Here is a 24,896-nt window from a genome sequence, read left to right as displayed (position 1 = left end):
GCGGCCCCTCTTGGAGGGGCAGCGAAGTACACGAAGTGACGAGCGTGGAGAGCAACATCCTCCAGCGCCGCCCGGCCGCCCGAAGGCGCTGCAGCCCCTCTCGGAGGGGCAGCGAAGTACACGAAGTGACGAGCGTGGGGAGCAACATACTCCAGCGCCGCCCGGCCGCCCGAAGGCGCTGCAGCCCCTCTTGGAGGGGCAGCGAAATACACGGAGTGATGAGCGTGGGGAGCGACATCAACATCTACATCTTGAAGTGTTCGCCGAGATACACGCGTCGCACCTCGGCGTTGTTGACGATCTCGGAGGGCGTGCCTTCGGCCAGCACGCGGCCATCACTGATGATGTAGGCGTGGTCGCAAATGCCCAGGGTCTCGCGCACATTGTGGTCGGTGATGAGCACACCAATACCGCGCGCCTTGAGAAAATTGATGATGCGCTGGATCTCGATCACCGCAATCGGGTCAATCCCGGCAAAGGGCTCGTCCAGCAGGATGAAGCGCGGGCGAGTGGCCAGCGCCCGCGCAATTTCTACCCGACGGCGCTCGCCACCCGAGAGGGCCAGGGCCGGTGACTCGCGCAGATGCTCCACGCGCAGCTCCTGCAGCAAATCGGTCAGGCGCCGCTCGATCTCGGCAGACTTCAGGGGTTCGCCCGCCTCATCGCGCTGCAACTCCAGCACGGCGCGCACGTTGTCTTCCACATTGAGCTTGCGGAAAATGGAGGCCTCTTGCGGCAGGTAACCCAACCCCAGGCGCGCGCGCCGGTGGATGGGCATGTGCTCTATGGATTCGCCGTCAATGGCAATGTCGCCACCGCTGGCGCGCAAGAGACCCACGATGATGTAGAACGACGTGGTCTTGCCCGCGCCGTTGGGCCCCAGCAGGCCCACCACCTCGCCGGTGCGCACGGTGAGCGACACGTCCTTGACCACCTGGCGCTTGCCGTAGGACTTTTGCAGGTGCGTGGCTGAGAGACTGCCGGCTGCGTATTCGGCCACGGTCACAGGGGCGCTCACTTGGCGGGTGCCCCCAGCGTGGATGACGGTTTGAGCTTGGCTGGGTCTGCTGCGGGCGCTGCAGGCGCACCGGCAGGGGTTTCCGGCTTGGGTGTAAGCATGACGCGCACCCGGCCGCTGCCCAGGGTACCGGCAGGCGCATTCTTGGCCACGCCATCCACAGTGAACAGATCGGTCAGGTTTTCATAGACGATGTTGCCGCCGGTGATTTCATCGGCCACTGTGGTGCCGCGCAGGCGCCGCAACTGGGCCCGGCGCGAAAAGGTGACGGTGTCGGCGCGTCCGTCATAGGTAATCGTTTCGCCCTCGCCTTCGATGAACTCGTCCACGGCTTCGCGCTTTTGGCGGTAGAAGGCCAGCTTGTCGACTGAGCCGGTGGCCACGCCGAACTGGTAGCCGTCCGGGTCCTGGCGCACTTCCAGGCGGTCACCGCGGATTTGAATCGAGCCCTTGGTCAGCACCACCCGTCCGGTGAACACACTGATCTGCTTGAGGTCGTCATAGCGCAGGGAATCGGCCTCGATGTTCATGGGCTTGTTGCGGTCCGCTTTTTCCGCCTGCACGGGACCCGCCAGACACAGCAGGGCTGCGATCACCAACGAAGAGGAAAATAGGTTTTTCATAGAGGCACGAAACTTGCTCGGAGCACGAACGGCCATTGTAGCCAGCGCATGGCATGTTTTATGCCTCAAGAAAAAATGAGTGCGCCTAAAAGTTGGGGCGCACCCAGGTCGCCAGGGCCTTTAGCCCACCGCGTTGATGCGCGCCACCAGCTCTTTCAAGACGCTATCGGCCTGCTCATTGGGCACCTGGCAGGTGCCGGCATTTTCGTGGCCACCACCGCCATAGACCAGCATCAGGGCGCCGATGTTGACGCGCGACGAACGGTTGGTGATGGACTTGCCCACGGCGCACACGGTGTTTTGCTTTTGCACGCCCCACATCACGTGGATGGAGATGTTGGTGTTGGGAAACAGGGCGTAGACCATGAAGCGGTTGACCGCATAAATGGTTTCCTCGTTGCGCAAATCCACCACGGCCACGTTGTGGTGCACCCCGGTGCAGAGCTGCAACTGCGCTTTGGCCTTGGCCGCATGCTCGTGGTACAGCTCGACGCGCTCCACGACGTCGGGCAGCTTCAGGATGTCTTCAATGCCGTGGGTGGCGCAGTAGTCAATCAGGTCCATCATCAGCTGGTAGTTGCTGACGCGGAATTCCCGGAAGCGGCCCAGGCCAGTGCGCGAATCCATCAGGTAGTTCAGCAGCACCCAACCCGTGGGCTCCAGAATTTCCTGTTCGCTGAACTGGGCCGAGTCGCCCTTGTCCACGGCTTCCATCATTTCGTTGAAACGATCACCAAAATGCGCGCTGCCACCATAGTGGTCGAACACCACGCGGGCTGCCGAAGGCGCGTCCGGATGGATGATGTGGTTGCTCTGCACGGCGTTGCGCAGGGCTTCGGAGGCGTGGTGGTCAAACGAGAGGTGCACCCCTGGCACAAAGGGCAGGTTGGTGGTGATGTCGCGGTCAGTCACCTCTACCTTGCCGTCCTGCATGTCCTTGGGGTGGACGAACTTGATGTCGTCGATCAAGTCCAGGTCTTTGAGCAGCACGGCGCACACCAGGCCGTCAAAGTCACTACGGGTAATAAGCCTGAATCGGGTTTGCGCCATGCTGCACTCCGCTGAATGATTAATTTGGGCTCATTCTAGACGGGAGTCTGTACCCGCCGCCAGCATCCACATGCGGCGGCGGCAGGCAGGCGCTTATTTGCCGCTGCGCGCCACGGCCACCAAGGAGTCCACCACCTTGAGGGCGCGCTCCATGCCCTTGGCCAGGGAGCCGTCGACATAGAAACGGCCGGCCACGCCCAGGGCTGGCACGCCTTCGACTTTGTAGGCGTTTTGCAGCTGCGCAGCCTTGCTGGCCTTGCCCGCCACACTGAAGGAGTTGAACTGCTCGGTGAACTTGGCCTTGTCCACACCCTGCTTGGCAACCCACTCCACAATGGCCGGGGCTTTGGACAGGTCCTGCTTTTCCACGTGGATGGCGGCAAACACCTTGGCATGGAGTTTTTCCACCAGGCCCAAGGCGTCCAGCGCGTAGTAGAGGCGCTGCTGCGGCACAAAGTCTTCGCGGAAGGCCACCGGTGCGCGGCGGAAGGCCACATCCTTGGGCAGCTTTTTGACCCAGGCGTCCAGCATGGGCTCAAACGCGTTGCAGTGCGGGCAGTTGTACCAGAACATTTCCACCACTTCGATCTTGCCTGCGGGGGCTTCCACGGGTGCGCGTGTTTCCAGCGCCACATAGTCTTCACCGGCCTCGTACTTGACGGCCTGCGCCTGTGCTGCCGGGGTCCAGACCGTGCCGGCAGCCAGGGCTGCACCAGAAGCCACCAGGGAAAATTCACGACGTTTCATAACACTCCAATTGGGGGTTGGTTATCAGATCACACAGAGTCAAAGCCTGACGCAGCCCGGGGTCAAATACTTAGCGCTGAACCCGCACCAAGGCGGTATCCAGCCCGGACTTTTCCAGCTTGTCCCGGGTCTTCTCGCCGTCTTCCTTTTTGTCAAAGGGGCCCACGCGCACACGGAACACCGTGCGGCCGGACTGCTCGCGTTCGGAAATCTTGGTTTCAATGCCGCTGAGCGAGAGCTTGGCGCGCTGGCTTTCGGCATCTTCCGCCGTGCGGTAGGCACCCACCTGCACCCAGTAGACAAAGGGCTCTGCGTCGGCCGCAGCCGTCTTGGCCTTGGCCAAATCACCGATGGGGTCTGCAGAAGCCGCTGCCTTGGCTTCGGGTTTCTTGGTATCGGCCGCTTTGCTGTCTGCCTTGGCGTCGGGCTTGGCTGCAGGTGTTGCCACGGGTGCAGCGGCTGGAGCCGCAACAGGCACTGGCGCGGAGGCCGCGGGCTGCGGCGGCTTGGCCGGGTTCTTGCCATAGAGCGGGGCGTTGGGGTCCCAGTCCTTGTTCTTTTTGGCTTCCTCCACGTCCTGGTCGGCGCTGCGGGTCTGGCCCTTGTTCATGAAGGGCATCGGCACCTTGGTGACGTAGACCGCCACTGCCAGCGCACAGGCCAGGCCAACCACCACACCAATAATGAACCCCAGAAAGGTTCCGCCACGCTGTTGCTTCATGCCCGCTTGCTTCATGCCTTGAGTCTCGGTAGGGGAGAGGATTACATCTTTTGCGGGGCACTCACGCCCAGCACTGCCAGGCCATTGTGCAACACCTGCGCGGTGGCTGCCACCAGCGCCAGGCGGGCCCACTTCACAGCTTCGTCATCCACCAGAATGCGCTCGGCATCGTAGTAGCTGTGGTAGCAGGCGGCCAGCTCGCGCAGATAGAAGGTGACGTCGTGCGGGGCAAAGCCGCTGGCTGCGGCCGTGAGCATGTCGGGGTACTTGGCCAGCAGCAGCATCAAGGCCTGGGCCTGCGGGCTGGTCAGCGCCGACAGGTCCACAGAAGCAAGCGCTGACTTGTCGCCACCCCAGGCCGCCAGCACCGAGCAGATGCGGGCATGGGCGTACTGCACGTAGTACACCGGGTTGTCGTTGTTGCGGGCCACGGCCAGGTCTACATCGAAGGTGTACTCGGTGTCGGGCTTGCGGCTGAGCAGGAAAAAGCGCACCGCGTCCTTGCTGGTCCACTCGATCAGGTCGCGCAGCGTCACATAGCTGCCCGCGCGCTTGGAGATCTTGACCTCCTCGCCGCCCTTGACCACGCGCACCATGGTGTGCAGCACGTAGTCGGGGTAACCCTGGGGAATGCCCACGCCTGCGGCCTGCAGGCCGGCGCGCACCCGGGCTATGGTGCCGTGGTGGTCGGTGCCCTGGATGTTGACCACCTTGGTAAAGCCGCGCTCCCACTTGGCAATGTGGTAGGCCACATCGGGCACAAAGTAGGTGAAGCTGCCGTCCTGCTTGCGCATGACGCGGTCCTTGTCATCACCGTAGTCGGTGGACTGGAGCCACAGGGCGCCATCCTTCTCGTAGGTCTTGCCGGCGTCCTGCAGGCGCTGCACCGCATCGGCTACGCGGCCGCTGGTATACAGGCTGCTTTCGAGGTAATAGTTGTCAAACTTCACGGCAAAGGCCTGCAGGTCCAGGTCCTGCTCATGGCGCAGGTAGGCCACGGCGAACTGGCGCATGCCGTCCAGGTCTTGCACGTCACCACTGCCGGTGAAGCTGCGGTCATCGGCCTGCACCGTCTTGCCCGCCAGGAAGTCGGCGGCAATGTCGGCAATGTAGTCGCCGTTGTAGGCCGGGGCGTTCTCGCCGGTGGGCCATTCGGCGTCTCCCGGCTTGAAGCCGCGCGCGCGCAACTGCGTGCTGCTGGCCAGGGTGGCAATTTGCACGCCGGCGTCGTTGTAATAGAACTCGCGGTACACATCCCAGCCCTGGGTCTGAAACAGGTTGCAGATGGCATCGCCCAGTGCGGCCTGGCGGCCGTGGCCCACATGCAGCGGGCCGGTGGGGTTGGCCGATACAAACTCCACCAGCATGCGCTGGCCGTTGGATGCCTGGTTGCCGAACTGCAGGCCCTGGCCCAGCACCTCGCGCACGATTTCCTGCTTGGCTGCGGGTTTCAGGCGGATGTTGATGAAGCCCGGGCCGGCGATCTCGACCGCGTCCACCCAACGCACATAGGCCGGCTGGGCCAGCAAGGCCGCGCACAGTTCTTCGGCCAGTTGGCGCGGGTTGCGCTTGAGCGGCTTGGCCAGTTGCATGGCCGCGGTGGTGGCCAAATCGCCATGGGCGGCCACCTTGGGGGATTCAAAAGCTGCCTTGGCACCGGAGCCAGCAGAGAGGGTTTCAAGACAGGCGGCTAAGCCCAGCAGAAGTTCGTTTTTTACAGACAGCATGGCGGCGATTTTAAGCGGCAGCCCAGCCTGGCCAGGCGTGTGCCGTCAACGGGTTTGCCCAAGCCCTCGTTATGTGCTGGAATCCGCACCGGATTTACGCGCACAGGCAGGCCTTCTGCCCCATTCAACTGAGGAACAAAGATGCAAAAGCTTTTGAAAACCCTGGCCACCGTAACAACCTTGGGCCTGTCCCTGTCTTTGGGTGCCGCTCACGCGGCCGACGCTGCGGCACCAGCACCCGCCGCCGCACCCATGGCCCAGCAAAGCAAGATGAAGACCTGCAACATGGAGGCAAAGGACAAAAAGGGCGACGAGCGCAAGGCCTTCATGAAAGAGTGCCTGAGCGCCAAGCCCGCCGGAGCCGAGCCCGCTGCAGCCGCGACTGGCACCACCCAGCAAAACAAGATGAAGACCTGCAACGCCGATGCCAAGACCAAGGCCCTCAAGGGCGCCGAGCGCAAGGCCTTCATGAAGGAATGCCTGAGCAACAAGTAAACGCTACTTACGCCTTTCTGAACAAAGCCCGGGAACCGCAAGGTCCCGGGCTTTTTCACATTCCGGTCACACCGGTGCACTCCAATGGATCCATCCACAGGAGGTCACCATGACACAACACAACAGCAATCGCCGTGAATTTATTATCCGCTCCAGCAGCGTTCTGGCCGTAGCGGCCGCAGGCACCACCCTGGCGGGCTGCGGTGGCGGTGCAGCCGCCGAATACAAATACGGTGTAGCCAGCGGTGATCCGCTGGCGGACCGCGTCATCATCTGGACGCATGCCAAGATGATCAGCTTCAAGGAGGCGGTGGATCTGACCTGGCAAGTCAGCACCAGCAGCAAGTTTGAACGCATCGTGGCCCACGGCAAGATCAAGTCCAGCCTTGATACGGGTTACACCAACAAGGTCGACGTGACTGGCCTTAAAGCCGGCACGACCTACTATTACCGCTTCTTTGACCAGTTCAAATCTACTTCCCCCGTAGGCACCACGCGCACCCTGCCCGAGGCCAATGTGGCCAGCGTGAAGTTCGCCGTGTTCTCCTGCACGCTGTATTCGGCGGGCTACTTCAATGCCTATGACGCAGCGGCCAAGTCAGGTGCGCAATATGCCGTGCACCTGGGTGACTACATCTACGAATACGGCTCCGACCCGGCCAAGTTCGGCAACAGCAACGCCGTGGCCCTGGACCGCGTGACCGCACCTGCCAACGACATCACCAGCCTGGAAGACTACCGCACGCGCTACGCCCTGTACCGCACCGACCCGGCCCTGCAGGCCCTGCACGCCGCCATGCCCTGGATCACTGTGTGGGACGACCATGAGTTCGCCAACAACGCCTGGATGGATAGCGCGGAAAACCATGACACCGCCACCCAGGGCAACTGGGCCACACGCAAGGGCTTTGCCGCCCGCGCGTACCACGAGTGGATGCCCATCCGCACCCCCGATGCGCTCAACCTGTTCAAGATCTACCGCCGCTTTGACTTCGGCAACATCTTCACCCTGCACATGGTGGACACCCGTATCGAAGGCCGCGACAGGCAATACGACAGCTATGGCGATGCCGACGGCGGCATCACCCGCTACGCCACCGCGCTGACCACTGGCACCGACGCCACCCACCGCATGATGAGCACCACGCAGCAGAACTGGCTGACCTCGGGCATGGCCGCATCGACTGCCACCTGGCAAATCATGGGCAACCAGGACATCATGGCGCGCATGTGGTTCCCCGGCAGCGTCCTGCAGGCGCAGGCCACCGCCACCGTGAGCCCCACCCCTGCCAACCAGCAGGCCGTGCTGCAGTCCATCTCCGACTTCCTGACCGCCAAGGCCACCCCCGCTGGCTACCGTACGCAGACACAGGCCTATCTGGTGGACGCCAGCACCAACCCGCGCCTGCCCTACAACCTGGACGCGTGGGACGGCTATCCGCTGCAGCGCGAAGCCATTCTGCAAACCATCAAGGCACAGGGCAAGAAGCTCATCACCCTGTCGGGCGACTCACACAACGCCTGGTTCACCCACGTGACCACGCTGGCTGGCGACAAGGTGGGCTTTGAATTTGCCGGCGCGTCCGTCACATCGCCTGGCTTTGAGAGTGCAGGCCTGGGCGGACTGGCCAGCGCACTGGACGGCACGGCCATAGCACCCGGCGTGCAGGGCACGGGCCTGGGCTTGGTGGATGACCTGAACTACGCCGACACCATGCGCCGCGGCTACCTGCTGATGACAGCAACCACAGCGGCCGTAACCGGCGAGTTTGTGTTTGTGGACACCATCCAGTCCAAGACCTACGTGGCCGCCACCGGCAAGACCGTAACGGTGAACGCCACAGGTACCGTCAGCTACGCCTGAGGCCAGCCACTGGCCTGAACGCGCCTTACTGCGCGCTCAGGCCAGGCCCAGCACCACGGCGGCAAACAGCGTGAAGCCCAGCCAGTGGTTGGCGCGAAAGGCCTTGAAGCAGCCCTCGCGCGTGCGGTCCTTGATGAGCGTGGCATGCCAGGCCACCTGCCCCAGTGCCACAGCCACACCCAGCCACCAGGGCCAGGCGCGTGGCTGCGGAACAATCACCCAGGTCCACAGGGCCAAGAGCAGCAGGTAGAAGGCCAGCACGGCGGGCACGTCCCAGGTTCCGAGCGTGATGGCCGAGGTCTTCATGCCGATGCGCAAGTCGTCATCGCGGTCCACCATGGCGTATTCGGTGTCATAGGCCAGCACCCAGAACAGGTTGCCCAGCGACAGCCACCAGGCCATCTGCGGCACCTGTCCCTGCACGGCGGCAAAGGCCATGGGAATGCCCATGCCAAAGGCCACACCCAACACCGCCTGCGGCATGGAGACATAGCGCTTGGCATACGGATAGGCCAGCGTTACCGCCAGAGCCGCAAAGGACCAGAGGATGGTTACCGCGTTGGTAGTGAGCACCAGCGCAAAGGCCAGCAGCGCCAGCACGGCGCCCAGCGCCAGCGCTTCCCGCACCGACACCTTGCCGCTGGTGATGGGCCGCTCAGCGGTGCGTTTGACATGGCGGTCAAACTCGCGGTCAGCCACGTCGTTGATGCAGCACCCCGCGCTGCGCATCAGGATGGTTCCCAGGGTAAACACACCCAGCAAATGCCAGCCCGGAAAGCCGCCAGCCGCCAGCCAGAGTGCCGCCAGTGTGGGCCACAGCAGCAGCAGCCAGCCGGCCGGGCGGCTCCAGCGGATCAGGTCCAGATACAGGGAAAAACGCGTACTCACAACAAGCAACCCACAGCAATACACCTACAAAAAGCCATCAGGAAAGCCGCGTCACGCCCGGCAGCTCGCAGGCGTAAATGGCATTGCGCAACGCGGCAATGGCCTCGTAACGGGTGAAGCTGCGCCGCCACGCCAGCACCACACGCCGCGTGGGCGGGGGCGCGCCGTGCGCGTCGGTCACAGGCAGGTATTTCACATAGGCATCTTCCTGGCGGCGTTTGCGCGACTCCAGTGCCTCGCGCGGCACGCTCAGGCGCGGCACCAGGGTGATACCCATGCCGGCTGCCACCATGTGCTTGATGGTCTCCAGCGAAGAGCCCTCAAAGCTCTTGCGAATGCCCTCGGCATCGCTGGAGAAGCGCGCAAACTCGGGGCACACCTCCAGCACATGGTCGCGAAAGCAGTGGCCGTTGCCCAAGAGCAGCATGGTCTCGCTCTTGAGCTGCTCGGCCGACACGCTCTGCAGCTTGGCCAGCGGATGGTTCATGGGCACAGCGGCCACAAAGGGCTCGTCATACAGGGGCGCGGTGGCCAGACCGGTGTCGGGGAAGGGCTCGGCCAGGATGGCGCAGTCGATCTCGCCGGTGCGCAGCATCTCCAGCAGCTTGACGGTGAAGTTCTCCTGCAGCATCAGCGGCATTTGCGGCGAGTGCGTGATGACCTGGCGCACCAGGTCGGGCAGCAGGTAGGGGGCGATGGTGTAGATCACACCCAGCGCCAGGGCCCCGGCCAGCGGGTCCTTGCCGCGCTTGGCAATGTCCTTGATGTTGGCCGCCTGCTCCAGCACGCTTTGCGCCTGGCGCACGATTTCCTCGCCCAGGGGCGTGACGGCCACCTCGTTGGCGCTGCGCTCAAAGAGCTTGACGTCCAGTTCTTCTTCGAGCTTCTTGACCGCCACCGACAGCGTGGGCTGCGACACAAAGCAGGCCTCCGCTGCCTTGCCGAAGTGGCGCTCCCGGGCCACGGCGACGATGTATTTGAGTTCGGTGAGGGTCATGGCGCTATTGTCTACCGAGTCGCCCGCGGCGTCTGCGTCTGCTCATCTTTCCAGCCCGGACGGAACCCGGCCCTGCGGCTCCACAATCACCACCGCGATGCCGCAGACCAGCAAACCAGCCCCGCCCCAAAACGCCAGCGTGGGAGTCTCGGCAAAAAACACATGGCCCAGCGCCGGGCTGAACAACAGCAGCGAAAAGCCACCGGCCTCCACCGCCGAGGCGTCGCCCGCGCGGTAGGCAAAGAAATAGGCCAGGTAGATGCCGGAGGCAGACAGGCCAATCACCGGCAGCAGCACCCACGACACCTGCAGCACTGTGGGCAGCGCAAAGCCCGTCATCACACCAAAGCTGAGCCAGCAGGCCACCTGGCTCCAGGCCAGCACGGCAATGGGGTGCTCACCCTGCGAGTATTTTTTGAGCACCACGCCCAGCATGGCCTCCATCAGTGCGCCCAGAAGCGCCACCAGCGCGGCGGGCTGGAAGGCATCGGCACCGGGCTGCAAAATCACCAGCACACCGGCAAAGCCAATGCCCACACCCAGCCAGCGCAGCCAATGTGCCCGCTCCCCCAGCAGCCACACGCCCAGGGGCAGCATGAACAGCGCGCCGGTCATCAAGTAGGCACTGGCCTCGGCCAGCGGCAGGTGCGCCACCGCCCAGGCCGCGCAAAAGGCCGAGGTGACGATGATGCCGCCGCGCACCAGATGGAAGGCCGGTTGTGGTGAGGCCAGGATGCGCCCGCGCGTCCAGGCCACCAGCGGCAGCAGCATGGCCAGCACCACGCTGGCCTGCAGGAACAGCACCTCCTTGGGGGCGATGCCCTGCTGCATCAGCTGCTTGTTGCAGGCGTCCAGCACGGACCAGCAGGCCATGGCCAGTATCACCAGCACCACGCCACGGGTATTGCCCGCCAGAGCCAGCCAGCGGGATTTGAAAATATGCAACATAGGAAAGAAGCCGGACGCAGCGTCCGGCCATACAACAGTCAGGCCTTGAGAAATTCCGCCTTGGTTCCCAGCCAGCGTTGAACGTGTTTTTCAGCCAGATGCGGGTAGCGGTCCAGCATCATAGGGGCTTCCTGTCGCGCCCACTCCAGGAGGGCGGCGTCGGTAGCCAGGTCGGCAAAGCGCAGCATGGCGTCGCCGCTCTGGCGCGCACCCAGGAACTCGCCGGGGCCGCGGATTTCCAGGTCGCGCCGGGCGATCTCGAAGCCGTCGTTGGTCTCGGCCATGGCGCGCAGGCGCTCGCGCGCGGCCTCGCCCAGGCGCGGCGCATCGCCCGTGGAATACAGCAGCACGCAGGCCGAGGCCGCAGCCCCCCGCCCTACCCGCCCGCGCAGCTGGTGCAGTTGCGAGAGGCCAAAGCGCTCGGCATGTTCCACCACCATCAGCGAGGCATTGGGCACATCCACGCCCACCTCGATCACCGTGGTGCTGACCAAGACAGCCGTTTTGCCGGCCACAAAGTCGGCCATCACCGCCTTTTTTTCGTCGGTAGGCATGCGCGAATGCAAGAGGCCCACCTGCACCGGGGCCGCCCCGGGGCCGGCGGCCTGCTGCAGTGCATGGCTGAGCTCGGCATGGGTCTCGGTGGCGTTGGTCAGGTCCAGCGCCTCGCTCTCTTCAATCAGCGGGCAGACCCAGTAGACCTGGCGGCCCTCGGCAACCTGGGCGCGTATGCGCTGCACCACCTCGCCGCGCCGTGCCTCGTTGACCACCTTGGTGACGATGGGCGTGCGCCCGGGCGGCAGCTCGTCCAGGGTGGAGACATCCAGGTCGGCGTAATAGCTCATGGCCAGGGTGCGCGGGATGGGGGTGGCCGTCATCATCAGCAGGTGCGGCTCAAAGGGGTGCGCCTTGTCGTCACCATGGCCCGGGCCCACGCTGGCCTTGCTGCGCAGGGCCAGGCGCTGCGCCACGCCAAAGCGGTGCTGCTCGTCGATGATGGCCAACGCCAGGTTCTGAAAACGCACCTTGTCCTGGATCACGGCATGCGTGCCCACCACCAGCTTGGCCTCTCCACTCTCGATCATCGCCAGGGCCTCGCGTCGGGCTTTGGTCTTCTGGCTGCCGATCAGCCAGGCCGTGGTGATGCCCAAGGGCTCCAACCAGCTCACCAGCTTGCGGAAGTGCTGTTCGGCCAGTATTTCAGTGGGCGCCATCAGGGCGCACTGCCAGCCCGCGTCCATGCAGATGGTGGCAGCCAGCGCGGCGACCACCGTCTTGCCTGCGCCCACATCGCCCTGCAACAGGCGGTGCATGGGCACGTTGCGCGCCATGTCCTTGGCAATCTCGAAGCCCACGCGCTGTTGGGCACCGGTCAGGGCAAACGGCAGTGCGGCCAGCAGGCGCGCGTGCAGGGTGTCGCCCACCTTGCCCTGCAGGGGCGGCGCACGCAGCTCGGCGCGGGCCCGGCGCGACTGCAATTGAGAAAGCTGCTGCGCCAGCAGCTCCTCGGCTTTCAGGCGCTGCCAGGCCGGGTGGCTGTGGTCCATCAAAGTGTCCAGCGACACATCGGGCGTGGGGTGGTGCAGAAACTGCAGGGCCTGGCGCAGCGTCCACAGCGCGTGCGGGTTGATCTGGCTGAGGTCCCCCGGCGCGAAAGTGTCGGAGAGCTCGGCGCGCGCCAGACCCGACAGCACGGCTTTGCGCAAATAGGCCTGCGGCATGCCCGCCATCGTGGGGTAGACCGGGGTGAGGGCCGTGGGCAGGTCGCCACCGGCGGGCTTGCAGTGCGGGTGCAGCATGGTCCAGCCCAGAAAGCCGCCGCGCACCTCGCCGCGCGCGCGGATGCGGTTGCCGACTGACAAGGCCTTTTGCTGGTTGGGATAGAAGTTAAAGAAACGCAGGGTGCACACATCGGAGCCGTCGTCCAGCTTCACCAGCAACTGGCGGCGCGGCTTGTAGACCACCTCGCTCTCCACCACCTCGCCTTCGATCTGGATCATGTCGCCCTCGCGCGCATCGCGCAGGCGGGTGATGCGGGTCTCGTCCTCGTAGCGCAGGGGCAGGTGCAGGGCCAGGTCGATGTCGCGCTTGAGGCCCAGCTTCTCCAGCAGCTTCTGCATCGCGTTCTTGGGGGCAGGCGCGGCCACGCTCACCTTGGCATCGGCCTTGGGCTCAATCAGGGTGATGGAAAGCGAAGACTCGGGCATGGGACAATTCTGCCCTGTCTTTACTTCTTGGTACGGGTTTGTTCAACCCTCAAGCACATGCCCCATTCTTCTGGCGCCCCGTCGCCCTCTGCCTCGTCCTCCACCGCTCCTCTGTCCCCTGACGCCAGCGGCCGCCCCTACACCCTGAGCGACTTTGATTTCGTATTGCCCGAGGCGCTGATCGCCCAGCACCCCGCGCCCGAGCGCAGCGGCTCGCGCCTGCTCGATGGCCGCGCAGACGCGCCGGTGGACCGCATCTTCCGTGAACTGCCCGGCCTGCTGCGCGCTGGTGACCTGCTGGTGTTCAACGACACCAAGGTGCTCAACGCCCGTCTGTTTGGCGAAAAGCCCACCGGCGGCAAGGTGGAACTGTTGGTGGAACGCGTGCTGGGCGGCAACCAGGTGGCTGCGCACATGCGGGTGAGTAAAAAGCCCGAGGTGGGCACCACCATCAAGTTGCTGTGCGCACCGGGCCACGAAGATGGCTTGAGTGCCACCCTGCTGGGGCGCTGGCCGGATGCCAATGGCCAGATCTTCCGCTTTGTGCTCTCCAACGACCACGGCGACAGCCCCTACACCCTGATGGAGCGCCACGGCCATGTGCCGCTGCCGCCATACATCACCCACACGGATTCTGCCGAAGACGCCCAGCGCTACCAGACCGTGTTTGCCAAAAACCCCGGCGCAGTGGCCGCCCCCACCGCTGCCCTGCACTTTGACGAAGCCCTGCTGGCCCAGTTGGAGACCATGGGCGTACAGCGCGCCAACGTCACCCTGCATGTGGGCGCGGGCACCTTCCAGCCGGTGAAGACCGAGAACCTCTCCGAGCACCAGATGCACAGCGAGTGGTACGAGGTGCCCGCCAGCACCCAGCAAGCTATTTCCCAGTGCAAGGCGCGCGGTGGCCGTGTGGTGGCGGTGGGCACGACCACGGTGCGTACGCTGGAGAGTTGGGCAAAGACTGGGCTGGCCAGCGGCGACACCACCATCTTCATCACACCCGGCTTTGCCTTCCAGCATGTGGACCTGCTGCTGACCAACTTCCATTTGCCCAAGTCCAGCCTGATGATGCTGGTGAGCGCCTTTGCCGGGTACCAGCCCATCATGGCGCTGTACCGCCATGCGATTGCCAATGAATACCGCTTCTTCAGCTATGGGGATGCGATGCTGCTGGAGCGGCTGGCCTGAGAAGCGTCCTCACCGTTGGGCAGCTTAGATCCGCATCTGGCGCTCGCGCTGCTTGCCGCTCTGGATGGTGCCCACCAGCAGGCTGAGCTCTTCGGCCAGAATGTCCAGCACATCGTCCAGGGTGACCAGACCCAGCAGCTCGCCCTGGGCACCCACCACGGGAACGCGGCGCACACCTTCGCGGCGCATGGTGCGCATCAGGTCGATCAATGAATCGTCCTCGCGCGCGGTGACCAGATCGGTGCTCATCACGTCTTCCACGCAGTAGCGGTTCAGGTCCAGCTCCGGGGCGACCACGGCGGTGACGATGTCACGGTCGGTCAGCATCCCCACGACGGTGTTGTGTCCATCGGTTTCCTGCACCACCACCAGGCAGCCCACATGGTTGTCGCGCATCAGCCGCGCCGCACCACCCAGCGAGGTCCGCCGGAAGGCGATGGTCACGCTGCGGGTGCTGATTTCACCGGTGGTTAAACGCTCGCCCATGCTGTTCTCCTGTGCTGCAAATCGGTATCGCCCAGCCATTCATTGTTGTGAGCTGCGGGGCCGGCCGCTTGCCATTTATCAAGGCGGCGGCGTGGCACTGGCAGGCGACCACAGGGGTTCGTCTGCAGCCAGCGGCTCCAGCTCCTGCAGCTGGTGTTGCAGCACCTCCAGGGTGGCCTCGGAGGCATCCTGGCTGCTGGCCTGGCGCTGCTGAATCCGCTGGCGCAACTGCTCTGGCGTGGCCTGCGGTGCCAGGATGCCAAAAGCGGCGTGGTGTTGGGCGGCCAGCGCAGCGAAGCGGTCACGGTCCACCCGGTGCAGGAAGGTGCCATCCACCAGCACCGACCATCCGGCCTGCAGCAGACCTTCGGCCAGGGTCAACAGGTGGGCATAGAGGGTTGCGTGAGCCTGGGGCGCATAGATGCCGGTGTTGAGGGCGGCACCACTGGGCTCCAGGGACTGCAGGCCGGACAGGCGTTTGCGCTCCACATCGGTACGCAGGCGGATGGTGCAGGCCGTGGCGTCCCCCAGCAGCACTGCGTTGCTGCCAAAGGTCTTGCCGCTGCCCGACACACCATGGGTGATGCACAGCGAGATGGGTGGCGGCAGGGAGAGCTTCTCAGCCAGTGCCAGGTAGTGCAAGGCAGCGTCGGTGCTACTGCCGTTTTGAGTAGCCTGCATGAACGCGACCTTGGTACGCACCAGGGCGCGGTAGACGGCATAGAAGCGCAGCAGGAGCACGCTGCCATAGTCGCCGTTGTCGCTCAGGGCTTCATTCACCAGCCAGCAGGCCAGCCCATTCTGCTGGCGCGCCCGCAGGTCCACATACAGAAAGGCCAGCTCACTGGCCACGTCGATCCAGCGCAATGATTCGCTGAACTCGATGCAGTCAAACAGCCGTATGGTCTGGTCCAGCAGCACCAGATTGCCCAGGTGCAGGTCGCCGTGGCACTCACGCACATGGCCGCTGTCGTGGCGGCGCTCCATCCGCGCGGCCAGTTGCCCGTGCTGCTGCTCGGTCCAGCTTTGCAGGGCCTGCAGGCGCTGCTGCAATGCACTGTCCTGCACCAGCGTGCGCAGGTCATCAAAATTTTGCAGGGCCTGCTCCCGCACGCAGGCCGCACTCCCAAAGTACGAGCCCGGGGGCACCACGGCCGCGGCCGCATGGAAGGCCGTCAGGCTGTGGGCCAGCCCGGACAGGTGCCGGGGCAGCAACTCACCCTGGTCACACACGTGGTCCAGCCGCCCGCTTTGCGCAAAGCGGCGCATCTTGACGGCGTATTCAATCGGTGCGCCGCTGCCGCACCACTGCGGATCTTCTGGCGTGTGAAACAGCGGGACCACGGCCAGATACAGGTCGGGTGCGTAGCGTCGGTTCAGGCGCAGCTCTTCTTCGCAGCAGTGTTTGCGCAAGGCCAGGGTGCTGAAGTCCAGAAAAGACAGCTTGAGCGGCTTCTTGATCTTGTAGGCCAGGTCGCCCGCCAGCAGCACCCAGGAGATGGCGGTTTCCAGCAGCTCCACCTGGCCAACACCGGGACCATGGCGCCCGGGCGACAGCAAGGCGTGGATGAGCGGCGGCAGCGCGGAGGGTGGGTGTGGCATCGACCGCCATGGTGTCATGGCATATCAGTCTGTCAATTGCGCTAGCGCAAGCAGGCGGGTCCGGGGAGTCAGCCTTTGGCGCAGTACTGCACGCCGGGCAGCCCGCGGTAGTCCACGTCCTGAGTCCAGAAGCTGGCCTCAAACTCGCGCGCCATGCTGTACATGGCGGCATCGGCCATGGCCAGCTTGTGTTGGGCAGAAATGGTGGAGGCAGCGATGGCGCGCGCATCGGTCAGGTCCAGCACCTGACCCAAACGCATTACGTCCAGACAACGCTTGACCAGCTCTGCAGGCAGGCTGCGACTCAAGACCTTGTGCACTTCAAACAGGGCGATGGTGGGTACCAGCAGGGCGTGGCGGTCTTCAATCACTGGCTTGAAAACCGGACCATTGGCACCGGCCTTGAAAAACTCTATCCAGCCGGAGGAATCCACTACATTCATTCGAACTCCCGGTCCGGCTCTTTCTCGGGTTCGATGTCGCCCAAGTCATAGCCCTTGAGCATGCCGTAGTAGGCGCTCATGGGCAGCTCCGGTTTAATGACCAGCTCGTTGCCACGCAGCTCAAAGTGGATGTGCGAGCCCGCTGTGATGCCCAACTTGGCGCGCATGGCGGCCGGCAGGGTGACCTGCCCCTTGCTGGAGACAATGGCTTCTACTTCCAGTATGTCAGACATTTTTTAATCCTTTACTTTTTAAAAAGTAAAGCAAAGTATATATTCAAGCAAGAAAGAAGGTAAATCGTCGACAGGTAAAATCGCCCCCATGCTCAAATTTGACCTCCTGAAATCCGACCCCGCCACTGCTGATGGCTCGTACCTGGGCAGCCACGCGCGGCGCGGGCAGCTCACGCTGAACCACGGCGTGATCCAGACCCCCATCTTCATGCCGGTGGGCACCTATGGCACGGTCAAGGGCGTCACGCCGCAAAGCCTGCTGGACATGAACGCGCAAATCATCCTGGGCAACACCTTTCACCTGTGGATGCGCCCGGGGCTGGATGTGGTGAAACAGTTCGGCGGCCTGCATGCCTTCGAGAAGTGGGACAAGCCCATCCTCACCGACTCGGGCGGCTTCCAGGTGTGGAGCCTGGGCGAGATGCGCAAGATTTCTGAGGAGGGCGTGAAGTTTTCCTCACCGGTGAATGGCGACAAGCTGTTTCTCACGCCCGAGATCAGCATGCAGATACAGACCATTCTGAACAGCGACATCGCCATGCAGTTTGACGAGTGCACGCCCTATCTGTCGGTGGAGCCCAAGACCAAGGGGCAGATCACCACCGAGCGCGAGGCCCGCAGCTCCATGGAACTCAGCCTGCGCTGGGCGGCGCGCTGCAAGACCGAGTTTGCGCGCCTGGAAAACCCCAACGCCCTGTTTGGCATTGTGCAGGGCGGCATGTTCGAGCACCTGCGCGACGAGTCCCTGGCCGGGCTGGAAGCCCTGGACTTTCCCGGCATTGCCATTGGCGGCCTCTCGGTGGGTGAGCCCAAGGAGGACATGCTGCGTCTGTTGAAACACGTGGGCCCCAAGCTGCCTGCGCACAAGCCGCATTACCTGATGGGCGTGGGCACGCCCGAAGACCTGATTGCCGGCGTGCAAAACGGCATCGACATGTTTGACTGCGTGATGCCCACGCGCAACGCGCGCAACGGCACGCTGTTTTCTCGCTACGGTGACCTCAAAATCCGCAACGCCCGCCACAAGACCGATGAGCGACCCATCGATGAGTCCTGCACCTGCTACGCCTGCGCGGGCAGCCCCACAGCTGCGGGCTCGCTGTCCTGGGAACAGGGCGGCCGCGCAGGCTTCAGCCGCGCCTACCTGCACCACCTGGACCGCTGCGGTGAAATGCTGGGCCCCATGCTGGCCAGCGTGCACAACCTGCACTACTACCTGAGCCTGATGCAGGACATACGCGACGCGCTGGACGCCGGAACTTTTGGCGCCTTTGTGGCGCAGTTCAACACGGACCGGGCACGCGGGGTCTGACAGGCTGAGCCTGGTGGGTAGGCACAGTTAGAGGAAGTGCGGTGTAGGCTAGAAGCGGGCCTTCAAATGCGTCCGCAATTTGGCGATCGAAGGTTTCATACCTGCGTATGGGTGCGCAGGAGGGGCAAGGGCGAGCTCCTCATGGTGGAGTACCACAAATCGTCGCCCGCCCTTGCCCCTCCTGCTCACTGGAGCGTTGCTGCACTTGACAAAAAATACCGAACACCGACCGTACAACCGGCGCGCACTGTCCTGCATCGCTGGTTCACACGGGGGTCGCGCGGGAAGGGGATACGCCGGGTGACGATTTGTGCTCGCACCATGAGGAGCCCGGCGTATCCCCTTCCCGCGTAGCGAGCGAAAAAACTCATCCCAGCCAGCACACAACCTTCAACCGGCTAAGTTCAAAAGGTTTCCCACTCGTCATCACCACCCGCCGGCGTAGGCTTGGGCGCCGCCTTGGGCGTCACCGTGGTGGCGGTCGGCTTGGCTGCCGCAGCCGCAGGGGCCGCGGCCTTGAAGGGTTTCGCAGTACCCTGTGATGCACCCGGCGGCCGGGGCACGGCGCGGCGCTCGGGGCCCTTGAAGGGTTTGTTTTGCGATGAAGGGGCGCGCACATCCACCTTGATCGGCATGGGCAGGTGTTCGGCCGCATTGAGCTTGAAGGACGCCACCGTCTGCACCAGCTCACCCGCCTGGGATTTGAGGCTGCTGGCGGCCGCCGCCATCTGCTCCACCAGAGCGGCGTTCTGCTGGGTGGCATGGTCCATTTGCGTGACCGCCTCACCCACCTGGGCCACGGCGGACGACTGCTCGGTGCTGGCCGAGCTGATCTCGCCCATGATGTCGGTGACACGGCGAATCGAGCCCACCACCTCGGTCATGGTGACACCGGCCTTGTCCACCAGGGCCGTGCCCTGCTCCACGCGTTCCACGCTGGCGTTGATCAGGGTCTTGATTTCCTTGGCAGCGTCGGCGCTGCGGCCGGCCAGGGAGCGCACCTCGGAGGCCACCACGGCGAAGCCGCGGCCCTGCTCACCGGCGCGCGCGGCTTCCACGGCCGCGTTGAGCGCCAGGATGTTGGTCTGGAAGGCGATGCCGTCAATCACACCGATGATGTCGGCAATGCGGCGTGAGCTCTCGTTGATGCCCTGCATGGTCTGCACCACCTGACCCACCACCTCGCCGCCCTGCACCGCCACTTTGGAAGCGGTCATGGCCAACTGGTTGGCCTGGCGCGCGCTGTCGGCGTTTTGCTTGACCTGGGCGCCCAGTTCTTCCATGGAGGCGGCTGTCTGCTCCAGTGCGCTGGCCTGGCTTTCGGTGCGCGAGGACAGGTCATGGTTGCCCTGGGCGATTTCGGCCGAGGCGGTTGCCACGCTCTCAGAGCCATGTCGCACGTTGGACACCACCTGCACCAGGCCACCCTGCATGTCCTTGAGGGCGCGCAGCAAAATGCCGGTTTCACTTTCGCCCTTGGGTTCAAACGCATACGTCAGATCGCCCGCTGCCACGGCACGGGCCACGTCCACCGCCTGGTTGATGGGGCGGGTCACCGCGCGTGTAATCCAGAGTGCCGCCACTGTGGCCACCAGGAGCGCCAGCACACCCGAGACCAGCAAGGTGGTTTGAATCTGGTTGATGGCCGACGACGCATCGGTTTTGGCGATCTGCATCTGATCTTCCTGGAAGGCGATCAGCGCATCCACCGCCGCAAAATATTTCTGCTCCAGCGCCGCCATTTCGGTCTGCAAGGTGATCTTGGCCATCTCCTGGGAGGAAGCCGCTTGCGTGACGAACTTCTGGCTCAAAGGCAGATAGGCCGTGCGTACTTCTTCGAGTGCCTTGAGCAAGGCGCGCCCCTTTTCGGACTTGAAGGTCGGATCGATTTTGGCCAGCAATTCCGAGTTGTCCTTTTGCAGGCCGGCTATGGTCTGTGCGGACTTCTTGATATCGTCCGCATCTGACAGCAGCAGCATGTCCCGCTGCAGGCGGGCCGACTCCTTGAGGCGGTCATTGATGGTGTGCAGGGCGCTGATCTTGGGGTAGCGGTTGTCCACCACATTCTCAAAGGCCTGTTCGGCCCCGCCCGCCTTGAAGTAGCTCAGCGCGCCCATCAGCACAATCAGCAGGCCCAGCAGGCCGAACCCCAGCTTGAGCAGGGTGGCAATCTTGGTATTCGAGGTATTCATACTTACTCCAACGGAACTCTTTTATGTTGTGAATACGGTCAGCACGCCGGTATAGCCGTACAAATGGTCATGGGCGATTTCGCCATCGGCAAAGAAGCCGACCAGGGGCACATCGCCCAGGGCCCTGCGCACCAGTTGCAGCTCGGCGCTGGCGCCGCCAAAGTGCGGCCCGCCACGCCCCACGCAGCTCACATAAATAGCGCCAGCTATGCGCCGTGCCGGGTGAGGTGCAGCCTCCAGTTCGGACTCGGCCAGTGCGGTAGCCGTCTGCAGCGGCATTTCCTGCGGCTCCAGCTCTTCGCGGATTTCGGCGCAGATGCGCATCAGGTCGGCCCGGGCCGCCTGCATGTTGCGCTGGCAAAAAGCCATGCGTGCGCCGGTCTGCACCTGCTCGCCCACGGCCACGCCACGGCGTGCCGGGTCCAGCCCGATGATGTGGCGCACCGTGACGTCGTTGCCGAAGTTGCCGGTCTGGCGCACCGGCTCGCCGTCCACCCCGGCCAGCCCCACCAGGGTGGCACGCACGATTTGCAGGGCCTCCTGCGGCTCGTCCAGGGTGATGTGCAGATCGGCCAGAAGCACATCCAGCGCCGCCTCACCATCGAGTTGCAGAATCAGGTTGCCATCGGCCGCAGTGATGGTGCGCACTTTGGATACCGGCTTGCAGCCCTGCGTCACGCGCGAGACCAGCCCAACTCCCGGGCCAAAGGCCACACCACTCAGGCCCCCACTGAACACCCCGGTGGCCGCCCCCTGCCCGCTGATATTGCCGTCACCGGCCACGGCAAACTGCACGCTGGCCCTGCGGCTGGAGGACAGGCCGCCAAACAGGAATTCGGAATCGGTGCGGTGCGCCAGCTCGTACACCAGTTCGGTAATGTCGGGGGTGCTGCCGTCGCCATGCACCAGGGCGCTGTGCGCCTCAAAGCCCAGGCCCAGCGGCGCCACGCCGGAAAACACCCGGTACTGGTCACTGGGCAGCTCCAGCAGCATCACGGCCATCGCGGGCTCGTCAAAGTACTCCACGTTATTGGAGCTGATGCCCACACCCACGGTGCCTGACCAGTCGGTGATCAGGGGCAGCTCAGCACCCAGGTACTCCAGGATGTCCTGCGCTGCATTGGCATAGTGGTCGGTGATGTAGAGCAGTGCCAGCGTGGGGTTGGCGGCATACCCGTGCAAGGCCATCTGGGCGCGCAATTGCGCCAGCACCAGGGCGGCAGCCATTTGCCACTGCGGGTGCGTGGCATGTCCATACGGAAAAAGTTTCATCTTGGGAGCCCCCTTGCCGGGCCGCTTATTTGCCCGTCGTTTTGCGGGAAGCGGCCTTGCGCGCCGGGGCCTTTTTGGCGGGAGCTTTTTTGGCTGCGGCTTTCTTGGCCGGTGTGGCGGCGCCCCGGGCCATGCTGGCTGCCATGCCCTTGCCCAGGTCTGCCGCCGCCTTGGTGCTCACGTCCTTCAGGGCGGTGGCCGCAATTTGCTGGAACTGCTGGGTCAGAGACCCCCACAGCTGCAAGGGGTCCACCATGCTGGCGCCTGACGCTGCGGCTGCGGGTTTGGCCGCCTGCTCTGGCGCAGCTTCCGGTGGTGTCTCCGCGGGGGCTGGTTTTTCAGGCGCTTTCTCGGGCGGCTTTTCAGCCGCCTTGGGCGCGCTGGCTTGGGGCGTGAATACCTTGGCCAGGTCACCCAGATTGAAGTTCATGCCCTTGAGCGTGGCCAGCGTCATGCGTTGCACTTCCAGTGCCTGGATGGTGGCGCTCAGGGCGCGGGAGTTTTGCTCCAGCCAGAATTGCACGTTCTTGAGTTCTTCAATGCGCTTGTCGAGTTCTTCCACGTTCAGCGTGGGCGCAACCCAGCTGCCCAGGTTGGGCATTTGCGGGACACTGGCCGAAGCCCCTTTAGCCAGGTTTTGCAAAAAATCAAAACCGGGAACGAACTTGCCGAATCCTGCGCTGTCTGCGTCGCTCATGGTGTCTCCTTGGGCTGTTGGGTGGTGACTGCCTGCCTTTGCTGTCACTGTACTCCATGGAAACCCCGCTTTGGCTTAATCTGGCACAGCAAAAGCGCCGATCGGCTGCATTCCTGCACGATCGGCTGCTGCCATGCCAGGTGCACATGCGCTCTGCATGCGCCTGGACTTCAACGGCCAATCGCCGTCAGGGTGTTTCGACTGTCACCTTGATCGAGCCGAACCAGGCTGCAAGATGGGTAATTTCCGAGTCCGTCAGCTGTTTGGCAATCATGTTCATCACTTCGTTCTGGCGCTTGCCGCTGCGGTAATTGCGCAACTGTTCGCTCACGTAAATGGCCTGCTGTCCGGCCAGATTGGGGGCGTTGGGCAGCGTGGACACACCATTGTGGCCATGGCACAGGGAACAGGCGGCATCTGCCTTCAGGCGGCCTTCGGCCGCGTCATCGGCATAGCTCGCAAATGCGGTGCACATCAGAATAAAAAATAGTGTGTTCTTCATGGTGAATCTGTCTGAAATAAAGAGGGCTCCCTGAAGGAGCCCCGTGCTTGATTCTGGCACGGGCACCCGGCCCGTGCCTTATCTCCAATTACATACCGGCGTAGCTGATGCGGTAGATCGCGCCAGCGTAGTCATCGGACACCAGAATGGAGCCGTCAGGCAGGTTGGCCACGTCCACGGGACGAGCCAGCGCACGACCAGTGGTCTTGTCCAGGAAGCCATCGGCAAACACTTCCGACGGGCCCGCATTGCCATCGGCCTTGATTGGCACGAAGTTGATCAGGTAACCGCTGGGTGTGGTGCGGTTCCAGGAACCGTGCGATGCCACAAACAGACCGCCCTGGTACTTGGCCGGGAAAGCCTTGCCGGTGTAGTGGGTCAGGCCGAGCTGGGCCTGGTGCGCGGGGAACTCCACTTGCGGGGCGATGGCACCAGCGGGCTCCTTCATGTCCTTCAGATCCATGGCGGCAGGAGAGCCCGCCACTTTGAAGCGGCCATTCCAGTAGGGGAAGCCAAAATGCTCGCCGGCCTTGGAGAGCTTGTTCAGCTCGCCCGGCGGGATGTCATCACCCAGACCGTCGACCTGGTTGTCGGTAGTCCAGATGTCGCCCTTGGGTCCGATGGACAGGCCAGCCGGGTTGCGCATGCCCTTGGAGTAGACCGTGCGGCCAGAGCCGTCCAGGCCATTGAAGCGCAGCACGCCGCCAATACCCAGCTCTTCGAACAGCGCCACTTTTTCAGCGGGCTGCACGTTGTAGGGCTGACCCATGCTGACAAAGATCTTGCCATCAGCGGCCACCTTGCAGACACGACCGGTGTGGTTGAACGACTGCTCTTCCACCGGGATCAGTTTGCCTTCGGGAACGACCACGCCCACGGCCACGTCCGGACCTTCATAGAAGTACTCGGCAGCGGGGAAATGCAGCAGGCGATTGGATTCGGCAACGATCAGGAAACCGTCTTTGGTGAAGCACACGCCATTGGGGTTGCTGAATTTGATGGACGGCGCGAAGACTTTGACTTCGGTGGCTGCGTCGCCATTGTTGCGGTTGGTCACGGCATAGACGTTGGTCTTGCGGGTGCCGACAAACAGCATGTTGGTGGAGGGGGCCACGGCCATGTAGCGCGCATCCGGCACCACGGCGTACAGGTCAATCTTGAAACCATCGGGCAACTTGACTTTCTTCAGATTGGCGCGAATCGCATCAGCATTCTTGCCTTCCTGGGGAATGGAAGGAATGGTCATGCTGGTGGCGGTGTTGCCCATACGCTGAAGCGTCGACAGATTACCGTCCTGGGCAATAGCCCCGGTTGTGCCCATGGCTGCAACAGCCAGAGCGAGCGAAGTAAGTTGAATCAGTTTCACAGTTGTCCCTTTGTATGGTTTGACGACGGAGTTTCAGTTGCCTTGAAAAAATCGGGAAGATTTGTCGAGGACTGGCCTGAATATAGAAAGCCCCTTTCATCCATGTGGACCGGGTTAACCCGCAAAAAGTGCAATCAGTGCGGAAGAAGGGCGGCATCTTTCTGCACAAGGATCTGTAATAAATTTCAAAATGAGAGAAGTTTGTAGTTCCGGGCCTGCAACCATGCGGGTTTGCGGCCGGCTCGGTCAAAATGCCTGTCATCCAGGAGACATCCCGGAATAGGTTGGGCCCTCAAGCTCAACCCGATTTTTTATATA

The 24,896-nt window shown here is 63.5% G+C and carries 23 protein-coding genes; 4 read left to right on the top strand and 19 right to left on the bottom strand.

Translation table 11 applies throughout. The annotated features are described in order from the left end of the window. Positions 1–244: 244 nt before the first annotated feature. The 6 genes from lptB to argS all read right to left on the bottom strand — a co-directional run bounded on the left by lptB (position 245) and on the right by argS (position 5,886). The gene (lptB, locus tag DIC66_RS15335) at positions 245–1,018 is read right to left on the bottom strand and encodes an LPS export ABC transporter ATP-binding protein (RefSeq protein WP_117178760.1); all 774 of its coding nucleotides are present in this window, start codon (positions 1,016–1,018) and stop codon (positions 245–247) included. After that, entirely contained in the window at positions 1,015–1,641 is a 627-nt protein-coding gene (lptA, locus tag DIC66_RS15330; RefSeq protein ID WP_117178758.1) for a lipopolysaccharide transport periplasmic protein LptA, read from the bottom strand. Before lptA ends, lptB begins: the two co-directional genes overlap by 4 nt. 120 nt (positions 1,642–1,761) lie before the next feature. After that, complete coding sequence (locus DIC66_RS15325) at positions 1,762–2,691, bottom strand: exopolyphosphatase (RefSeq protein ID WP_117178756.1); 930 nt, start codon at positions 2,689–2,691, stop codon at positions 1,762–1,764. A 93-nt stretch (positions 2,692–2,784) separates the two neighbouring features. After that, complete coding sequence (locus DIC66_RS15320; RefSeq protein WP_117178754.1) at positions 2,785–3,438, bottom strand: thiol:disulfide interchange protein DsbA/DsbL; 654 nt, start codon at positions 3,436–3,438, stop codon at positions 2,785–2,787. A 70-nt stretch (positions 3,439–3,508) separates the two neighbouring features. After that, the gene (locus DIC66_RS15315; RefSeq protein WP_117178836.1) at positions 3,509–4,159 is read right to left on the bottom strand and encodes an SPOR domain-containing protein; all 651 of its coding nucleotides are present in this window, start codon (positions 4,157–4,159) and stop codon (positions 3,509–3,511) included. Positions 4,160–4,200: 41 nt separating this feature from the next. Continuing rightward, the gene (gene argS / locus DIC66_RS15310; protein WP_117178752.1) at positions 4,201–5,886 is read right to left on the bottom strand and encodes an arginine--tRNA ligase; all 1,686 of its coding nucleotides are present in this window, start codon (positions 5,884–5,886) and stop codon (positions 4,201–4,203) included. Between the two features lie 141 nt (positions 5,887–6,027). Between argS and DIC66_RS15305 the strand changes: the two genes are divergently transcribed. Continuing rightward, positions 6,028–6,381 (top strand): PsiF family protein, encoded by a 354-nt coding sequence (locus DIC66_RS15305; RefSeq protein ID WP_117178750.1) that lies wholly within the window; start codon positions 6,028–6,030, stop codon positions 6,379–6,381. Positions 6,382–6,490: 109 nt separating this feature from the next. Next, the gene (locus DIC66_RS15300) at positions 6,491–8,245 is read left to right on the top strand and encodes an alkaline phosphatase D family protein (protein ID WP_117178748.1); all 1,755 of its coding nucleotides are present in this window, start codon (positions 6,491–6,493) and stop codon (positions 8,243–8,245) included. Between the two features lie 36 nt (positions 8,246–8,281). On the opposite strand, the gene ubiA is transcribed toward DIC66_RS15300, so the two are convergent. The 4 genes from ubiA to recG are packed head-to-tail and all read right to left on the bottom strand — an operon-like array spanning position 8,282 to position 13,285. Continuing rightward, positions 8,282–9,133 (bottom strand): 4-hydroxybenzoate octaprenyltransferase, encoded by an 852-nt coding sequence (ubiA, locus tag DIC66_RS15295; protein ID WP_117178746.1) that lies wholly within the window; start codon positions 9,131–9,133, stop codon positions 8,282–8,284. A 37-nt stretch (positions 9,134–9,170) separates the two neighbouring features. Beyond that, entirely contained in the window at positions 9,171–10,130 is a 960-nt protein-coding gene (locus DIC66_RS15290) for a LysR substrate-binding domain-containing protein (RefSeq protein WP_117178744.1), read from the bottom strand. Positions 10,131–10,172: 42 nt separating this feature from the next. Then, complete coding sequence (locus tag DIC66_RS15285; protein WP_117178742.1) at positions 10,173–11,078, bottom strand: DMT family transporter; 906 nt, start codon at positions 11,076–11,078, stop codon at positions 10,173–10,175. Between the two features lie 38 nt (positions 11,079–11,116). Beyond that, entirely contained in the window at positions 11,117–13,285 is a 2,169-nt protein-coding gene (gene recG, locus DIC66_RS15280) for an ATP-dependent DNA helicase RecG (protein WP_117178740.1), read from the bottom strand. A gap of 57 nt (positions 13,286–13,342) precedes the next feature. Between recG and queA the strand changes: the two genes are divergently transcribed. After that, complete coding sequence (gene queA / locus DIC66_RS15275; protein ID WP_117178738.1) at positions 13,343–14,473, top strand: tRNA preQ1(34) S-adenosylmethionine ribosyltransferase-isomerase QueA; 1,131 nt, start codon at positions 13,343–13,345, stop codon at positions 14,471–14,473. A 24-nt stretch (positions 14,474–14,497) separates the two neighbouring features. Here queA and DIC66_RS15270 read toward each other — a convergent pair whose 3' ends face one another. The 4 genes from DIC66_RS15270 to DIC66_RS15255 all read right to left on the bottom strand — a co-directional run bounded on the left by DIC66_RS15270 (position 14,498) and on the right by DIC66_RS15255 (position 17,237). Beyond that, positions 14,498–14,959: a CBS domain-containing protein gene (locus DIC66_RS15270; protein WP_117178736.1), complete on the bottom strand. Its 462-nt coding sequence runs from the start codon at positions 14,957–14,959 to the stop codon at positions 14,498–14,500. 78 nt (positions 14,960–15,037) lie between these two features. Next, positions 15,038–16,561, bottom strand: a complete 1,524-nt coding sequence (locus tag DIC66_RS15265) for a bifunctional aminoglycoside phosphotransferase/ATP-binding protein (protein WP_117178734.1) — start codon at positions 16,559–16,561, stop codon at positions 15,038–15,040. Between the two features lie 68 nt (positions 16,562–16,629). Next, positions 16,630–17,004: a type II toxin-antitoxin system VapC family toxin gene (locus DIC66_RS15260; RefSeq protein WP_117178732.1), complete on the bottom strand. Its 375-nt coding sequence runs from the start codon at positions 17,002–17,004 to the stop codon at positions 16,630–16,632. Continuing rightward, a complete protein-coding gene (locus tag DIC66_RS15255; RefSeq protein WP_117178730.1) occupies positions 17,001–17,237 on the bottom strand; it encodes an AbrB/MazE/SpoVT family DNA-binding domain-containing protein in 237 nt (78 codons plus the stop codon). The genes DIC66_RS15260 and DIC66_RS15255 overlap by 4 nt, the downstream gene beginning before the upstream one ends. Positions 17,238–17,325: 88 nt before the next feature. Between DIC66_RS15255 and tgt the strand changes: the two genes are divergently transcribed. Further along, entirely contained in the window at positions 17,326–18,549 is a 1,224-nt protein-coding gene (gene tgt, locus DIC66_RS15250; RefSeq protein ID WP_117178728.1) for a tRNA guanosine(34) transglycosylase Tgt, read from the top strand. Positions 18,550–18,953: 404 nt separating this feature from the next. Here tgt and DIC66_RS23635 read toward each other — a convergent pair whose 3' ends face one another. The 5 genes from DIC66_RS23635 to DIC66_RS15225 form a co-directional block, all read right to left on the bottom strand. Further along, the gene (locus tag DIC66_RS23635; protein WP_117178726.1) at positions 18,954–20,741 is read right to left on the bottom strand and encodes a methyl-accepting chemotaxis protein; all 1,788 of its coding nucleotides are present in this window, start codon (positions 20,739–20,741) and stop codon (positions 18,954–18,956) included. 21 nt (positions 20,742–20,762) lie between these two features. Continuing rightward, entirely contained in the window at positions 20,763–22,013 is a 1,251-nt protein-coding gene (locus DIC66_RS15240) for an FIST signal transduction protein (protein WP_117178724.1), read from the bottom strand. A 25-nt stretch (positions 22,014–22,038) separates the two neighbouring features. Continuing rightward, positions 22,039–22,710 (bottom strand): PhaM family polyhydroxyalkanoate granule multifunctional regulatory protein, encoded by a 672-nt coding sequence (locus tag DIC66_RS15235; protein ID WP_117178722.1) that lies wholly within the window; start codon positions 22,708–22,710, stop codon positions 22,039–22,041. A 187-nt stretch (positions 22,711–22,897) separates the two neighbouring features. Continuing rightward, positions 22,898–23,212 (bottom strand): c-type cytochrome, encoded by a 315-nt coding sequence (locus DIC66_RS15230; RefSeq protein ID WP_117178720.1) that lies wholly within the window; start codon positions 23,210–23,212, stop codon positions 22,898–22,900. Between the two features lie 88 nt (positions 23,213–23,300). Further along, positions 23,301–24,533, bottom strand: coding sequence for a PQQ-dependent sugar dehydrogenase (locus DIC66_RS15225; RefSeq protein ID WP_117178718.1), 1,233 nt, complete (start codon positions 24,531–24,533; stop codon positions 23,301–23,303). Between the last annotated feature and the right edge of the window lie 363 nt (positions 24,534–24,896).

Origin of the sequence: Rhodoferax lacus, assembly GCF_003415675.1 — a bacterium.
Classification (GTDB): domain Bacteria; phylum Pseudomonadota; class Gammaproteobacteria; order Burkholderiales; family Burkholderiaceae_C; genus Allorhodoferax; species Allorhodoferax lacus.
This window is presented reverse-complemented; position numbering and strand designations above follow the sequence as displayed.

Coding starts and splice junctions, on each gene's coding strand:
- lptA (WP_117178758.1), bottom strand. CDS start 1,641: ATGAAAAACCTATTTTCCTCTTCGTTGGTGATCGCAGCCCTGCTGTGT.
- DIC66_RS15325 (WP_117178756.1), bottom strand. CDS start 2,691: ATGGCGCAAACCCGATTCAGGCTTATTACCCGTAGTGACTTTGACGGC.
- DIC66_RS15320 (WP_117178754.1), bottom strand. CDS start 3,438: ATGAAACGTCGTGAATTTTCCCTGGTGGCTTCTGGTGCAGCCCTGGCT.
- DIC66_RS15315 (WP_117178836.1), bottom strand. CDS start 4,159: ATGAAGCAACAGCGTGGCGGAACCTTTCTGGGGTTCATTATTGGTGTG.
- argS (WP_117178752.1), bottom strand. CDS start 5,886: ATGCTGTCTGTAAAAAACGAACTTCTGCTGGGCTTAGCCGCCTGTCTT.
- DIC66_RS15305 (WP_117178750.1), top strand. CDS start 6,028: ATGCAAAAGCTTTTGAAAACCCTGGCCACCGTAACAACCTTGGGCCTG.
- DIC66_RS15300 (WP_117178748.1), top strand. CDS start 6,491: ATGACACAACACAACAGCAATCGCCGTGAATTTATTATCCGCTCCAGC.
- DIC66_RS15290 (WP_117178744.1), bottom strand. CDS start 10,130: ATGACCCTCACCGAACTCAAATACATCGTCGCCGTGGCCCGGGAGCGC.
- DIC66_RS15285 (WP_117178742.1), bottom strand. CDS start 11,078: ATGTTGCATATTTTCAAATCCCGCTGGCTGGCTCTGGCGGGCAATACC.
- recG (WP_117178740.1), bottom strand. CDS start 13,285: ATGCCCGAGTCTTCGCTTTCCATCACCCTGATTGAGCCCAAGGCCGAT.
- queA (WP_117178738.1), top strand. CDS start 13,343: ATGCCCCATTCTTCTGGCGCCCCGTCGCCCTCTGCCTCGTCCTCCACC.
- DIC66_RS15270 (WP_117178736.1), bottom strand. CDS start 14,959: ATGGGCGAGCGTTTAACCACCGGTGAAATCAGCACCCGCAGCGTGACC.
- DIC66_RS15265 (WP_117178734.1), bottom strand. CDS start 16,561: ATGCCACACCCACCCTCCGCGCTGCCGCCGCTCATCCACGCCTTGCTG.
- DIC66_RS15260 (WP_117178732.1), bottom strand. CDS start 17,004: ATGAATGTAGTGGATTCCTCCGGCTGGATAGAGTTTTTCAAGGCCGGT.
- DIC66_RS15255 (WP_117178730.1), bottom strand. CDS start 17,237: ATGTCTGACATACTGGAAGTAGAAGCCATTGTCTCCAGCAAGGGGCAG.
- tgt (WP_117178728.1), top strand. CDS start 17,326: ATGCTCAAATTTGACCTCCTGAAATCCGACCCCGCCACTGCTGATGGC.
- DIC66_RS23635 (WP_117178726.1), bottom strand. CDS start 20,741: ATGAATACCTCGAATACCAAGATTGCCACCCTGCTCAAGCTGGGGTTC.
- DIC66_RS15240 (WP_117178724.1), bottom strand. CDS start 22,013: ATGAAACTTTTTCCGTATGGACATGCCACGCACCCGCAGTGGCAAATG.
- DIC66_RS15235 (WP_117178722.1), bottom strand. CDS start 22,710: ATGAGCGACGCAGACAGCGCAGGATTCGGCAAGTTCGTTCCCGGTTTT.
- DIC66_RS15230 (WP_117178720.1), bottom strand. CDS start 23,212: ATGAAGAACACACTATTTTTTATTCTGATGTGCACCGCATTTGCGAGC.
- DIC66_RS15225 (WP_117178718.1), bottom strand. CDS start 24,533: ATGGGCACAACCGGGGCTATTGCCCAGGACGGTAATCTGTCGACGCTT.